The 13,930-nt window shown below is 36.7% G+C and carries 14 protein-coding genes and 2 pseudogenes; 5 read left to right on the forward strand and 11 right to left on the reverse strand.

The features are described 5' to 3' along the window. Nucleotides 1-29: 29 nt before the first annotated feature. The 3 genes from R7P69_RS21280 to R7P69_RS21290 are packed head-to-tail and all read right to left on the reverse strand — an operon-like array spanning nt 30 to nt 2,402. A complete protein-coding gene (locus R7P69_RS21280; RefSeq protein ID WP_318121685.1) occupies nt 30-320 on the reverse strand; it encodes a LysR family transcriptional regulator in 291 nt (96 codons plus the stop codon). A 44-nt stretch (nt 321-364) separates the two neighbouring features. Further along, nucleotides 365-1,711 carry a sensor histidine kinase gene (locus R7P69_RS21285; protein ID WP_213961097.1) on the reverse strand — a complete coding sequence of 449 codons (1,347 nt, stop codon included), beginning with the start codon at nt 1,709-1,711 and terminating at the stop codon, nt 365-367. Further along, entirely contained in the window at nt 1,704-2,402 is a 699-nt protein-coding gene (locus tag R7P69_RS21290; protein WP_046875478.1) for a response regulator transcription factor, read from the reverse strand. The genes R7P69_RS21285 and R7P69_RS21290 overlap by 8 nt, the downstream gene beginning before the upstream one ends. A gap of 197 nt (nt 2,403-2,599) precedes the next feature. Here R7P69_RS21290 and R7P69_RS21295 point away from each other — a divergent pair, with 197 nt between their 5' ends. The 3 genes from R7P69_RS21295 (at nt 2,600) to R7P69_RS21305 (ending at nt 4,187) form a co-directional block, all read left to right on the forward strand. After that, entirely contained in the window at nt 2,600-3,004 is a 405-nt protein-coding gene (locus R7P69_RS21295; protein ID WP_046875420.1) for a hypothetical protein, read from the forward strand. A gap of 1 nt (nt 3,005) precedes the next feature. Then, entirely contained in the window at nt 3,006-3,590 is a 585-nt protein-coding gene (locus R7P69_RS21300) for a porin family protein (RefSeq protein WP_052708185.1), read from the forward strand. 186 nt (nt 3,591-3,776) lie between these two features. Next, nucleotides 3,777-4,187 (forward strand): H-NS family nucleoid-associated regulatory protein, encoded by a 411-nt coding sequence (locus R7P69_RS21305; protein ID WP_025510137.1) that lies wholly within the window; start codon nt 3,777-3,779, stop codon nt 4,185-4,187. Between the two features lie 185 nt (nt 4,188-4,372). Here R7P69_RS21305 and R7P69_RS21310 read toward each other — a convergent pair. Further along, a pseudogene (locus R7P69_RS21310) lies at nt 4,373-4,825 on the reverse strand (transposase); the annotation flags it as partial. Between the two features lie 168 nt (nt 4,826-4,993). Here R7P69_RS21310 and R7P69_RS21315 point away from each other — a divergent pair. Beyond that, nucleotides 4,994-5,152: pseudogene (locus R7P69_RS21315) on the forward strand (IS481 family transposase); the annotation flags it as partial. 133 nt (nt 5,153-5,285) lie between these two features. On the opposite strand, the gene R7P69_RS21320 reads toward R7P69_RS21315, so the two are convergent. The 7 genes from R7P69_RS21320 to R7P69_RS21350 all read right to left on the reverse strand — a co-directional run bounded on the left by R7P69_RS21320 (nt 5,286) and on the right by R7P69_RS21350 (nt 12,510). Further along, complete coding sequence (locus tag R7P69_RS21320; protein ID WP_046875418.1) at nt 5,286-5,714, reverse strand: hypothetical protein; 429 nt, start codon at nt 5,712-5,714, stop codon at nt 5,286-5,288. A gap of 121 nt (nt 5,715-5,835) precedes the next feature. Next, complete coding sequence (locus R7P69_RS21325) at nt 5,836-6,261, reverse strand: AAA family ATPase (RefSeq protein ID WP_250158264.1); 426 nt, start codon at nt 6,259-6,261, stop codon at nt 5,836-5,838. A 1-nt stretch (nt 6,262) separates the two neighbouring features. Next, nucleotides 6,263-6,967 (reverse strand): hypothetical protein, encoded by a 705-nt coding sequence (locus R7P69_RS21330; RefSeq protein ID WP_046875417.1) that lies wholly within the window; start codon nt 6,965-6,967, stop codon nt 6,263-6,265. Between the two features lie 465 nt (nt 6,968-7,432). Next, nucleotides 7,433-8,212 carry a hypothetical protein gene (locus R7P69_RS21335; RefSeq protein ID WP_162860669.1) on the reverse strand — a complete coding sequence of 260 codons (780 nt, stop codon included), beginning with the start codon at nt 8,210-8,212 and terminating at the stop codon, nt 7,433-7,435. Further along, nucleotides 8,185-8,832: a hypothetical protein gene (locus R7P69_RS21340; RefSeq protein ID WP_104973702.1), complete on the reverse strand. Its 648-nt coding sequence runs from the start codon at nt 8,830-8,832 to the stop codon at nt 8,185-8,187. The genes R7P69_RS21335 and R7P69_RS21340 overlap by 28 nt, the downstream gene beginning before the upstream one ends. Before the next feature lie 414 nt (nt 8,833-9,246). Continuing rightward, a complete protein-coding gene (locus tag R7P69_RS21345; protein WP_046875414.1) occupies nt 9,247-11,625 on the reverse strand; it encodes a hypothetical protein in 2,379 nt (792 codons plus the stop codon). 66 nt (nt 11,626-11,691) lie between these two features. Beyond that, nucleotides 11,692-12,510 carry a hypothetical protein gene (locus R7P69_RS21350; protein ID WP_046875413.1) on the reverse strand — a complete coding sequence of 273 codons (819 nt, stop codon included), beginning with the start codon at nt 12,508-12,510 and terminating at the stop codon, nt 11,692-11,694. A 93-nt stretch (nt 12,511-12,603) separates the two neighbouring features. Here R7P69_RS21350 and R7P69_RS21355 point away from each other — a divergent pair, with 93 nt between their 5' ends. Further along, complete coding sequence (locus R7P69_RS21355) at nt 12,604-13,812, forward strand: winged helix-turn-helix domain-containing protein (RefSeq protein WP_046875412.1); 1,209 nt, start codon at nt 12,604-12,606, stop codon at nt 13,810-13,812. Nucleotides 13,813-13,930 lie beyond the last annotated feature (118 nt).

Raw genomic sequence — 13,930 nt, forward strand, 5'->3', positions numbered from 1 at the left:
AGCTGCAATCCTGCTTGCTCAAAATCTATTCAAACATGGTTGCGCTTTGGGGAAATTATGAGGGGATCCCTCAGTGCTTCGTCTGCTTTTTTTGCCGCATCATATACTTTCTTCGCTCCTACAAAGAGCTTGCTACCTGCCTCCGTTAAGAAAAGTTTTCTAGTAGTTCTATATAAAAGCTGAACGCCAACCTCTTCTTCCATTCGAAATATAATTTTACTAACAGCTGATTTAGCAATTCCTAACTGTATAGCTGCCTGACTAAAAGACCCACTGGTTACGACACAGTAGAACACTATGAAATCAAAAGAATTTTTCATAAAATACCTTCAAGTAAACGTACATTTTAAATTTCACTCATACACTATTTAACAGGAATGTTAAGTTCAAAAGCAGTTTCTAAAGCATCACTTTTAACTAAGCTTAAGGTTCCTTCCATTGAATTAGCCGCAGATTTTGCAATTGCAAGCCCTAAGCCAAATCCACCCAACTTTGATGCTCGACTATCATCTAATCGAGAGAAAGGCATAAATAACTCTTCTCTTTTATTATCTTCGATTGGAGGCCCATCATTTTTGATAGTAATCCTAATGAATCTACCTTTAGTCGTAACTTCTACATGTACATGATCACATGAATATCTAATCGCGTTTGAAATTAAATTATCCAATGCAAGCCTCAAAAGTATAGGAGAACAAAATAATGTTATTTCATCATCAGACTCTACCTTAACTTTCTTATCGCAATTATCCAAAAAGCTCAGCCTTTCTTTGACTAAAGCTATAACATTACATGCTTCTTTATTGTTTTTTTGACATTTACTAAGATTATTTAGTTTAGAAAGAAGAACAACTTTATCACTTAAATCCGTTAAGTCATCAATATATCTATCAATATCATCAAGTAACTCTTTTGTATCTTTATCTATTTTTCCCTTTCTTATTATTCCGACAGCTAATTGAATTTTACTAAGAGGTGTTCTTACTTCATGTGGTACTGCTTGTGCAAAGATCTGGCTTCTTGTAAAACTAGCAGATATCTCCTCTGCCATTTCATTGAAGTAAAAAGCCAATTTACTTAATGGCTTAGGTATGTTTTCATTAGCTCTTACGGATAGTTCTCCTTTCCCAAACTTTTTTTGTACAAGGGTTAGATTTTCAATCTGCTTTTGAAGTTGATAAGTTGGATAATACAATAAAACTCCGATAACAATTAGAATAACTGAACAAACTAGTAAAGGTACAAGAACCTCTGGATCTTTATATATTGGAGTTGTGGATAAAGCCTCTTCACTTAGCTTTAAAGGTGGTCGATCACTAATTAAAAGAAAACCATTGTCAATTCCAATTTCATAAATCGCAAACAGAGTTTCAGAATCTTTTTCAAAGATATCAATTCCTTTTACGTTTGATAGATAAGTTAGATGTTCTAAATTATCCTCGTCCAATTTTGGAACCCACTTCACATCGAAGTGTTGATAAGGCATTGGATTTTTGGAATCTTCAAAATAGCTCTCGAACGATACGCTATCTTGTTCTAATTGATTTTTAATAGTATTAAATACATATTTTGTATCTCTATGAAAATCTACTAACTCATCATTACTGAGGTATTCAGTAGTGAGGAAGAGAGTGAATCCTACACTGGTAAATAGCGACAAGATCATACTTATATAGATTCTTGTAAACATTGGAGGAAGAAAGTTATTCATCGATCATCATGTACCCTTTGTTTCTTATGGTCAAAATGTACCTGTGTGGAGAACTGTTATCCTGTAACTTTTTTCTTAAAGTAGATATTCTCATATCTATGGAGCGATCATTGTATCCATGCTCTACCCCTCTCAATGATCTACAACAATCTTCTCTAGTCACTACTTTTCCTACGTTACTCATGAGTAGGAGTAACATTTCGAATTCTGCATTCGATAAGTAAATTCTATTCCCTCTAAAGATAAGCCGTCTTGAATGCGGCTCTAACTCAATATCTCGCACTTTTAGCGGTGTTTCTTTTCCATTTAAGGGCAAATCTTTGGGTAGTACTCTTCTTATCAATGCTTCAATTCTAGCTACTAACACATGTGGCTTAACTGGTTTTGAGATAAAGTCATCTGCCCCAAGCCTCAATAAAGCTACCTCATTCAAGTCATCGGAACACGCAGTCAAAATCAATATAGCTCCATCATAGAAACATCTAGCTTTTTGACATACTTCACTACCATTTAACCCAGGTAGCATAAGGTCTAAAATCAAAACATCAGGGGCATTTTCTTCAATTTCTTTTAATGCATCCTCTCCCCGATCAAAGGTATCAACCTCAAACCCCTCTGTAGTTAAGTACATCTTTATCAATCGAGCGATTTCATGATCATCTTCAACTAACAATACTTTCTTTGTACTCATGTTGTTCACTATTTCATATGGTAAACTCATAATTATAGACTATTTAATAAAGACCATTCATTTCTCTTACATATGCTTACATAAATGAAAAATGATTACTTTTGTTTACCTATAATCGGCCACTTCTCAGTGACTATTGATATCTAATTCAATAGAATTCACAACCATGAAGTGAATTATCATAGATATAGGTTTTTATGTTTATAAAAACAATTAAATTATTAATTGTACTTGGAATTATTTTTGTTACTGGTTGCTCGACAATTAAGGACTCTAGAAGCTCCATCAATGAAAAGAAAACACATCAGTACTCTGTCAGTATTGAAACCCTATGGATTGATACTATAAAAATAATTAACAATTCTGATCTTCAACTTGTTTACGAAGATAAGCCTAACGGAAATATACTTGCTCAAACACCTATAAATGCATTCAGTTGGGGAGAGAATGTATTTATAAATTTATATGGAAATCAGAATGAATCATTTATTAGAATTTCTTGTAAAAGAGCAATTGCAACTAATATAACATCTACGGACTGGGAAAGTTTTATCATAAAAAAACTAGATAATAAACTCAATCAATCAAAACTTGGAAATTAAAATGAAGATAAAGTCTATTTTATTGGTAGTACCATTAATTACTGCACTATCTGCGTCGGCTAACGAAAGTGACTTCTATATTGGTGCTGGCCTAGGCACAGGCGGTATAGATACTGATATAGCTAAAGATATACCTATTCCAATGACTATTGATTCAGAAGGTACACCTATCTTTATCAATGCAGGGTATAAGCTAAACCCTTATGTTTCCTTCGAAACCAAGCTACAAAAGCATGGTGATATTTCTTTTAAATCTCCCCTTGCCAAAAATGAGTATAAATGGAGTCCGAAGTCATTATCATTTAATGCTAATGTATCTTACCCGATTACAGAATTCTTATCTCCTTTCGTTTCTGTAGGTGTAGGCTATATCTCTTTAGATGAGAACCAGGATTCCATTGATAAAGATACTGGTGCAACTTTTACCTATGGTCTTGGGCTAGAGTTTACTCCTGATTTCTTAGGTCCAGTTTCGTTCAATGTTGCATATCATGCCGAACAATTCGATTTAGAATCAAAAGCGAATAACAAAGACTACTCCGTAACACTAGATACTTATAGTGTAAATATTAAATACAATTTCTAAACAAACCTCCCTGCAATATTCTTGTAGGGAGTTAAAATATTTTCTTTATAAATTTATATATCTTATTGCCAACTCTTTGTTATGATTCCACTCACAATTTATTATTAATTATTATCGAATAGGAACACTCATGTGATAAGCTGCATATAGTTTTAAAGAAAAATATAAAATGAGGTACTAGAGATCATGACAAAAGAATTTGAAAAAACTCTACTTAATATCCGTAGTTTAAGAGTATTTTCTCGCGATTTATCTTTAATTCAGCTTGAAGAAGCTCTAAGTAAATTTTCAAAGGTTGTAGAAGAACGCCGTACAGAAGAAGACAAGATAAAGATTGAACTAGAGAAAAAACAAGAAAAACTTGAGGAAATTGCTAAACAGATTCGTGAGCAAGGACTCGATGCTAATGCCGTAATTTCTGCCCTATCTTCCCAACAGCAAGCCAAAAGCAAGAATAAACGACAACCTTTGCCAGCCAAATATAAATACGTCAATGAAAATGGATTTGAAAAGACTTGGACTGGACAAGGACGTACACCTAAAGTGATACAATTGGCGCTGGACTCAGGTGCCACTTTAGACGACTTCGCTATTTAAATCCCCTTATCATTTAGACTTTTATTTCTGATGATATCTATAGTTGACTTTAAAATAGAATCAGCGATTGGGGAAGGATTGTTGTAGACTAAACGTATTCATAGTTCTTCATGAAAAACTATATCTGCATATATTTATTTCTTGTTTTCAAACCTTCCCTTATCGCATGCTGCAAAAATACTTGAAGTTGTGTTCGATAAACTCAACTCCTCAGCGATAATTTCTTGTTTGTCACTATCAACAGCGATATGTCGTTTTAGCCAAACTCAACTCTAACCATCCACGCCATGCTTTTTGATTTTACATTCACCTTCACCACAAACCTTGAGATTTATGGTATCAATGGCTAAGTGTCTTATGACATCAGAGGTTTGAGTGAAATTTCAACCTGTTTGGCTCCGCGCGATTGATACGAGTGTAATGTAGGCACTGCAATGGAACAAGAGCAATCGTCAATAGAGAGTTACTTAATCCTTGTAGAGTTCGAAACGGCATCGAGAAGATATATTTCATCTTCAACACTATCGTGGATGCCAGATCACAGAAGTAACGTGGTCTTCCACACTTATTTTGTTTGCTTTTTTCCCTTCTTTTATCTCTTGTTCATCAATCTAGAAGGTGAGCGAACCACGATTGATGAAGGCTTTATTGTTCTGTTTCCAGTTGCTTTTTCTAACGAAGTTTAGCCATTTTAAATCTAGTTGAGGGGGGCGGAAGCTTTGATCTTATTATTCGGGCTAGACGGTTATCATACGGGGCTATGACCTGCTTACAAATGACTTTACCAAGTCATCTTCTGAAAGTAACTATATGGCTCAATGGAAGAGTTGCAGATAGATCTGAACTAATGGATGGACTACTATGACAATCATCGTACTCATCTAGGGAAAACCTGCCGTGACAGAACGCCAATGGAGACATTAGAAGATGGAAAAGCAATATGGGCTGAAAAGAATCTAACCTAGACATAATCTGACAGACACCGATTCAAAAGTGGTTAACTGTCAGATCAGGCCTAAGCTAGTATAACTTAGTGAAATGAATCAATCGTACTCACAATCAATCATTTTCTTGTTCATCTGTAGTTCGAATTTCCTATCATTTATCGCTGATTTCACTATAGTCCTCTACATATTCATCGTACTCTTCTTCACTATCAAACACTTTGGTACGATTGATTATGCGATCGCCGTTTGCTTCAGAGTCAATTGCTACCAGCAAAACCTTATCTCCATCTGCTTCTGTGTATTTCTCTAAATGAAAGCCGCCCACGATTCCACAACCAGCAGCACTTGTAGAAGATTCATTTAGCTTCAACCCACAACTTTCCGTTAACAGTACATTAAGAGTGCATTCTTCATAAAAAACTTGCTCGGCTATAGCGACGACCTCTTCAAAGAATCTGCTCATTAGGTTTTCGTCAAAGATACCTAATTCCTCAGTATCTTTGTGATTACCCCAAAGGCGGTTATCATGACTGATATCGCAAGAATGAATTTGACAGTAACAATCAAACTTACCATCCACTAACTGAACCGAAAACTCACCTTCCCTCTTGACAGTATCACTCTCAACACTCGCCCATACCAATGCTTCGTAGCTTTCATATACATTTTTTCAATGTTACTAAATCTAACTTCAATCCTACTCATGCTGCGTAACATCTTTTTGCAGTTCCAAAGCTTGAGTCTAGCGTTTCAAACTGAGAAGCCATACGAGTAACCACTGAATCAGGGACACCATGTATGTTCTGATAATTCCCCTTCATTTCAATGACCTCAAAGACTAGACCCATTTCATTCGCTAGGTTTTGATAGAATTTCATTTCCCAGTTTTTCACGAACGTGTTAGCAACAACAACATTGAAACCAGCTTTCAAGAGACGCTTAGTTTCAAGCTTACACCAGTTATGAGCATCCTTAATGTATGTACTATCGTGTTGATATCGACCATCTTTATCGATGAAAAACTTATCAGCCTCGACCAACTTTGCATCTAAAGCTTTAGCGTGCGTTGACTTTCCAGAGCCTGGGATACCTCGCACCAGAATAAGTTTTTGCTCCTTAATCACCATCTTATACCTCACCTTCTTTGAAAATTGACGATACAAATAATGGTTCTTTCGTCGTCAACATGGCACGAGGAACGCGATCGAATAAAAGATCTTCATTCAGAGTCTTAACCTTTTCTACAAGGTCTGCTTTAACTTGTTTGATCAGCCCTTGTACCTTGGGGCTAAATGAATCGAGGATTTGAGATGTTAGTTTGTCACTATAAATTGGGCTGCCAATGACTAATTCAGATGTAAATGATACCTTTTGGCCTTCGGCGGAAAAACTCAACGCAGCGATGTCTCCATAATCGTGTAGAAGAAGAACTTCATCACCATTAAGAGTGTGAACTGCGTACTGACCATCTCGCATTGCTTGTCGTACTGTCAATGAGATAACATTAAATTCACTAATTTCGAACAAAAACTCTGGAGCATTCAGGTATCCAGAAAAAAGTTGAGTAATAAGTTGTCTATGGCTGGCAAATGATGGATGCAGCGCTACGTCGCTAATGCCGTTATATTCATCAGCGTTACAAATAGCAACTAGCTCTAAATCCATAAAGAGTCTTATCTGGTACTGACCTGATACATCATCATCAAGTGGAATACCGTCGTAAGATGTGACTATGAGATGAGCGTCGGAAGACTTAAATAGAGAGTCTAATCTATCCCAATCAAGATCTAGGTAGAAAGAAGTGAATTGTTTTTCTGTGTTAAATGTATCCATGATGGACTCCAATTAATAATACAAACTCATTGTTGAGCTTGATAACTTAGTTCAAACGCCAAATCTTCTGGCTAATTTTTAGCCGTTTTGGCACGTATCTTTCAATGCTGCTTCAAGTACTTTTTAGAAACACACATCGAACTTATTATTTTATTATCTAAGTTGTTATATTATTATTGAGTCCATTGAGTTTCCTCACTGGAACGCTATAGAAGCTACCACCACATCCAACACAAAGTCAACAGAAAAACCATTTATTAAAGCGAGAAGTTTCAAAATAGTATTTTTTGCTTACGTTTATGTATAATTAAAGCATAAGCATTGATCATATTAGTGGAAAAGCCTTAGGCCTAGATCATTCAGAGAGAGTGATACTGGAGACTTCGGGAGTAAGGTTACTCTAGAAAAAGCAGTATGATGAATCATACTGCCCTGTCTATCTTAAGCTTAAGCTGCAAGTCCCTTTCAAACTAACAAATCAATTATTGAGATTGCATGCATTTGCTCTTGTCCGTGAATACAAACTTCGTATTCACGGTCATCGATTAAGCATATTACATCCAAGTTTTCTCGATTACTCTTAACGTGAGATGCATAAATGCTAAAAATAAACCTATTCTCACAACCATCAGAAGTCAGGAATTTTCCTATCAGAGCGCTACTTTTTTCTGAATTTGAAAATTTTATTGCATCGAAGCTTTTCAAAATCCAAGAGGGTTTTGATTTTAAAAACGTGACTGCTAATGACACAGAGGAGTGAGGGATCATCTCCAACCTATCATTCACTTTCAACTTTGACATCACACCATAAGCAGGTATATTCACGTTTAATAAAGTAGTACCGTGACTCATGTTTCTGTTTTGATAATCAAAATCAGTTTTTATATCTTCAAAATATAATTGGTAAACATCGTAATCAATCGTAATGTCTCGCCCATTGTCGCGCTCGATTATGTAGTTACCAATTTCTGTACTCAAAGACTTCTTGCTAAATCGCTCGAGAAGTTTCACCAAATTTACATCACTTATTCTCATATCCGACACCTTCGCTGTTCCATCAACCATCATTAAACAACATTTAATCAACTCTTGATTAAACTGAGAACCTCTCGGGTTCTGTCTCAGTAACATCCTCTCCGTTGGTGTAAGTTGATAAACAAATCTAAGCGCACAAAAATAATACACTTCTGAATATCCATACATAGCGGCTCCCCTATCTAGCAACAAAGCTTCTTCTCGTGCCAAGAACCCAATTCGGCAGTTGTTACAATTTTTAAATGCGGCTTATATTCCCACTTGGTTACTTCTTCTGACATAGGGATAAGGAAATCATCAACTTGACAGAATATATAGTCGACACCTTTAACATGATGGCTTTGTAAATCAGAAGTTCTATTTATGAATAAGCAAGAAAAATGAGAACCACTCTTGGTGATTAACCCAAACTTAAACGCAGAAAAACAATCATCATCAACAATGAGTTTGTTATTATGATATAGCAAGATATGCTTAATCTCATTTACAGCAGAAAGTTCTCCGCGAAGAGCATTTCCTTGGAAATACAAGTAATTAGTATCAAGATAGTTCTGCCTAACATAGCTTTCTAACTCATTATATTCGGTTATGTTTGAGATATATTTTGAGAGACTGCAACTAATCTCAAAATCTAAGTCCATGTCTGGCTTTCTATTTAATAGTGCCAATTGTACTGATTTTATTAATGGAATATCACATATATATTCTTTAGGATTAATATTATTAATCACACCGATGTTATTAATAATATTAGATATGTGTACATCAAGATTTGACGAGGTTAAAGGGTGACTAGATAGATCGAATTCAATAATGTCAGAATTATACATAATGTCCTCCACAGACAATCAGAATTAAGTAGATTTAAACTTTGCTTTAAGCAGCTTTATTTTTCTTAAGACTATTATTATCTATGAGAACACCGATATCAGAACGATACATTTAGTGTCTAGTTAGCGATGAGAGACCAAATTGCCAGCCAACTTATTAATACATTAATCACTTCATAGCAAAGAGTCAATGTTTTATTTAAAATTATATCTGAAATACTAATCACTTTATTTTTTCTAGTTCTCTGTACTTGGTAACTGAGAGCGAAATAAGCTTGTCAATCGTACTACTGTCTAAAGAATGTTGTATGAGTGGGAGTGATATAAAGCGGTACTAAGAAGCACCACTTTTCTTGTTCTAGACCCTCTCTTACCGTACTGTATAAAAACTGATTATATAACTAATACATTAAATCATTCGTAACCAGTTACAACCTTCAGTGAGGCGTTACGCAACCATATTTTGTACTCTATTGCTAGAGGTGACACCGATACTCTAGCTTTTTGCTCCTTTCCACCGTATCTTCCAAGCACAAACCCAAGCTTAGCCAGCACTGCTTTTAAATAACTTGTTGCTTTGTAAGTCTGCTCCGCTTTATCTAAGCTGGGGAATTTCAAGTGCGGTGGGAAATAGAGGCCAAGGCCATCACCATCCATCTTTCTCAATACGTCGGCTACAGAAGATTTAAATAAGAAGTGATTCGACTTTTCTTCTTCGAAGTTATAGCCATCAAACACTACGAGATAAATCATATTCGCTATGTATTCTTTCTGCCTTGAATAAATACCGAGCTTTAGAAGACTCGATTTGTCCAACACAAACGGGAGGTGAGCAAATAGCTCTCTATCGAAGTTATCATCAAACTTTACATGCTCTACATTGATTTTGTCTAAGTTGTAGATCATTTTGATCTCAAACTTTCTGACCTCTGCTAAAGCTATTGACGATAGTGCATTACAACGTTGTTTGGTGGCAAATTCCGTCGATGTTATATCAACCGCTTTCACGACTGCAATTTGCTGTTGGGCTTTGAATTCAATATCAAACTGCCTTTTATGTTTGGAAACGGCAGTATTGTGCTGCATAGAATTTTCACAAGAGACTGCAAAGCCAAGCTTTTCTAGTGTAAATCGCATTGATAGAGCTAGATGCTCATTAAGCTCTCGCTTTTGCCTTTCGAATTTCAACCTTTCTGTATAACGTAGCCCGAGATGTGAGTGGCGGTGTTTTTCAAGACAGTCGTTAGATTGGTTATTACGAGAGCTTTTCAAATCGCCACACCAAAAGTTATATTCCTTTGCACATCGAAATCGCCTCGAGAAATTAACTAACTCTCTTGGTATCAAGGTGGATTCACAGATGACATTCACTGTGTTGGTATAGTTTTCAATAATCGAAAAACCAGCACCTAAACATGGAGATGCAATGACAGCTTTGTACTTTGTCACTTCTCGATTTGGATCTTTTAGAAAAGCTTTCTGAGCTGGCATATCTCGATTATCACTATGCAGCACAAGTACACCGTCATTTAAAGCTTTCGTTTCGCAATCTAAACCCAGATGATTTTGATAGCCTAGCTGACCAACGACTTGTTTCAGTGTTTGAAGATTGTCAAACAGAAACACTTTATCCCGTTCTAATACATCTCGAACGTGCTTCGGATTTAAAAATTCCTTTTTGTTCAAGATCGTTGCGTTAAGGCCTTTATATGGGTTTTCTTCGCACTCAATTACTGACAGTTCCCCGCGAATCTGCTTGAGAAAAGCTAATGAGTTATCAGTAAGATCAGCGTCAGCTACTATTACCCTTGGTACAGTTTTTAAAATATGAACTAGTGCATCAAACACTCTATCTGCTTGCATCGTTCGACTGTTCTCGCTACATACGAGAGTCTTGTAGACCTTCTCAAACTCATCGATAAGTAAAGTATGTGATGAGCATATCTTCTCGAAGAGATGGGGTTTCCAAATACTATTAATTACACTCCCCATGCTGTTGGCTTGTCCTAACTTCATTAGATCTTGCTCTTGATAGGACGCACAGCTTACTTCCAAACAAAATTGCTCCACTAACGAAATCAAATGCGAAATATAAGTCACATTTTTATCTGCCGAAGCGCTACGAGCAATAGGAGTATATACATAGCTTGTTTTACCCACTCCCGTCGCAGCGATAATTGCCGTGGTTGACGGGAGTTGAGAGAGTTCTAAACCTCTCAAGCTGTCTACTCGCTGATAGTTATCAGATGAATTGATTTTAAAGTCACGCTCTACAGCCTCCTTCACCCTTTCTATCTTGCGCTCAAGACATCGAATGAAAGGTGCTTTCAAACTATCATCCTGAATATATGCTGCTGCACACTGTTTAGCACAAGAAAAAACAAACGGAATTTTTATGATCGCTATCTTCGCTGCTAGCTGAGCAAGGTTTCCAGAGCGCGTTAACTCAAATGCTTTACATAAGTACTCAAGCTTTGCATTTTTAGGATGCGGGAGGGACTCCGAAATTGACAAATCAAACACAGAACAACCTAGCCCTAAGTAATTCTCTTGTAATATCCTGACTGCGTCTTTGCGAAAATTTTGGCTGTCAATAGCAATGGTTACACGATAGTTTGCATATCGATAATACTCACAAACTTTCTGGAGATTTTTTTTATCTAAAGGGGTTACGATTGTTGCTGTTTCTGACTGGAAATTGATTTTGCCTGATGCCTTAACAACGATACTTTTCGTTTGTCTTTCTTGCTCAACTAAATGAGCAAAATTATGATTTTTAGCTACTAGTTTCATTATTCTTATTCTTATTCTAGTTTTTTGAAGCAGGCACTGAGTGCCTGTATATCTATGTTGATTGCTCTATATCTGTTCAGATAAATGCTGTTCTAAGCGGCCTTCGAGACGGTACCTCTCTGCCATTGAGAACTCATATTCTTGTTGTAACCTTTGGTTTTGCTCCATGAGTTGATGAGCTTGAATTTCTAGCTGTCGATTCATGACATTAAGCTCAGTTATCACTCTCTGATTTTCAGCATCTCTGTCTTGTAAGCTTTCAATTTCTATCTGACATTGCTCTAGTTGCATAAGCTGAGCTTTAGTCTCAAAAAGTTCTTCCATCTTTGATTGAGACTCAATCGCCTTCCCTTCCAATACTACTAACTGGCCCCTCAACTCATCGATGAGTTCATCACTATCTATCAACTTAAGTGATAGCATTGATTTTTCATCTTCGTCTTGAGCAGATTTTTCAGCTAGGGCATTGTTAATCTCTTCCTGTGTCTGTCGCCAAATACTTTTAATATCCACCTGAATCGAACCCATTAGTTTTTGAGAAAAATCTTGCGGAACTGGCTCTGACGGCAGGTTTGGAGATTGGAATTCCCAGTACGCTTCATAAGCCGCTCTCGATTTATTGAACTTACCGCCGACCGCTTCATTCAATTGGGTCATGTTTTCAATTGAGTCCCCTGAATTTTCACCCTCTTTCATTGCTTTGTAGTAATCTGAAAATGGCTTTCCTTTTTGGGGGCTATACCCCAACAATTTCAGTTTCTCTAAAAACGATGCTTCCATCAGCAAGTAAGTTTGGTCAGTCTGTTCGGTATGTCCGTCAGTAAGTAAGTTACTTATAGTCTGCTCGCTGACTGACATTGTTTGGTTGTAATTTTGTTTTTTCATTTTTGTTTTTCGACTTATGTGTTGAACATGACTTCACTTTAAAATCTCTGTACCATACACAAAATAACCAAAAAACCACCCAACCCTGTTGACATGAGATATAAAGAACTAGAAGCCGAATTAGTATCCAACCTTGAAAAACTCGAAGCTAGTGCATCTCACAAAGGGCTTAACCTCCTCAAAAAGAAGTGTCACAAGAGTTCGGGAATTCTGGTTTCAACAGCATTTTCTCAACCACAATTGTCAGCCCATTATTCAAGCTTAATTTCAGATACCATTCCTTTTTGCAGGAAATATGAAGGCCTGAAGCCACAAAGTGTTGAAGAGTTAATACGCTACTGTGGTGGACTAAGCACAGCTATAAATAACATCCAATATGCTTACGAATTCGAATTACCGATGAGGGTGGAAGTAGATGATGATTTAGAGTTCTTACTTTTTTCGTTAGAAAGCGTTTTACTAAAAGCAAGGAGTGCAACTAGCCAAACTAAAAAGTGGATACCTTTTGAAATCGCTCAAGAGCAAGGACGATTAAATCTTTTTGAGTCCCAATACAAAACTCGTTTGCCTATGTGTGCTGTTTGTTGGAAACGGACATTTTCATCCAGTTACTATTGTAAAGATCACCATTCCATTCACAACAAAAAGGCGTACAACTCGGCCGTACGAAAGGTTCTATCGTTTACGGAAAGACACTCTTCTAATTCAGAGTTAAAAGATTTTTCCAATGCATATAGAAAGAAGAACGGAAAGCAAAGAGGCCTAGCTGCTAAGTTGTTCAGCATGGTGAACGATAGCGTCCCAGCAGTAGTTGATGTTCTCAGTTATCAAACCGATGAACACTGGGAGTCATATGCCGAATCGATAATTCTCTATGCTAAAAATAACTACCCTACTAGCTTTCATCGCTTACAACAGACCGATAATTTAACGCAATTCTCCAGCTTTAATTCTCTTCTAGGTTGGGGATTCATGGTTATCGAAAGCCTTGATGACTCGGGGGTTGAATCTTCACGATGGGAAGCTTCAGAAGAATTAAATCATTTCAATAACGGTCCATTGAGGTTTGCTATTCTGAATATTTTAGCGAGGTATGAAGCTACGCAGCGCATATATCAGCCATTGAAGTCGGGGCCTATGAAAGGCTATGGTGCAGACGTGAAACGCCGAGAAATTTTGCGTGAACTCTATCGTAAGCAGTTGGAAGATAACGGACGTGTCAATTTATCCCAAATTGCCAGAGAAATGGGACTATCTAGACAAAGAGTGAGTGTTCTAGTGAAAGAGCTTCAGTTAATGTAAAAAGTGCATTTGTTCAGTTTATATATATAATCGAACAAAAATGCACTTTTCTGAATGCACAAGCAACAAGTGCTTGTGCTGACCTATAGTCCGACCAATCAAGCTTAACCTCACTAGC

This window comes from Vibrio sp. 661, from assembly GCF_033339315.1.
GTDB classification, from domain to species: domain Bacteria; phylum Pseudomonadota; class Gammaproteobacteria; order Enterobacterales; family Vibrionaceae; genus Vibrio; species Vibrio alginolyticus.

Excerpts from the sequence above, each read along its gene's own strand:
- R7P69_RS21300 (WP_052708185.1), top strand. The coding sequence starts at position 3,006 with ATGAAGATAAAGTCTATTTTATTGGTAGTACCATTAATTACTGCACTA.
- R7P69_RS21295 (WP_046875420.1), top strand. The coding sequence starts at position 2,600 with ATGTTTATAAAAACAATTAAATTATTAATTGTACTTGGAATTATTTTT.
- R7P69_RS21305 (WP_025510137.1), top strand. The coding sequence starts at position 3,777 with ATGACAAAAGAATTTGAAAAAACTCTACTTAATATCCGTAGTTTAAGA.
- R7P69_RS21350 (WP_046875413.1), bottom strand. The coding sequence starts at position 12,510 with ATGAAAAAACAAAATTACAACCAAACAATGTCAGTCAGCGAGCAGACT.
- R7P69_RS21330 (WP_046875417.1), bottom strand. The coding sequence starts at position 6,967 with ATGGATACATTTAACACAGAAAAACAATTCACTTCTTTCTACCTAGAT.
- R7P69_RS21280 (WP_318121685.1), bottom strand. The coding sequence starts at position 320 with ATGAAAAATTCTTTTGATTTCATAGTGTTCTACTGTGTCGTAACCAGT.
- R7P69_RS21355 (WP_046875412.1), top strand. The coding sequence starts at position 12,604 with ATGAGATATAAAGAACTAGAAGCCGAATTAGTATCCAACCTTGAAAAA.
- R7P69_RS21285 (WP_213961097.1), bottom strand. The coding sequence starts at position 1,711 with ATGAATAACTTTCTTCCTCCAATGTTTACAAGAATCTATATAAGTATG.
- R7P69_RS21340 (WP_104973702.1), bottom strand. The coding sequence starts at position 8,832 with ATGTATAATTCTGACATTATTGAATTCGATCTATCTAGTCACCCTTTA.
- R7P69_RS21325 (WP_250158264.1), bottom strand. The coding sequence starts at position 6,261 with ATGGTGATTAAGGAGCAAAAACTTATTCTGGTGCGAGGTATCCCAGGC.
- R7P69_RS21345 (WP_046875414.1), bottom strand. The coding sequence starts at position 11,625 with ATGAAACTAGTAGCTAAAAATCATAATTTTGCTCATTTAGTTGAGCAA.
- R7P69_RS21290 (WP_046875478.1), bottom strand. The coding sequence starts at position 2,402 with ATGAGTACAAAGAAAGTATTGTTAGTTGAAGATGATCATGAAATCGCT.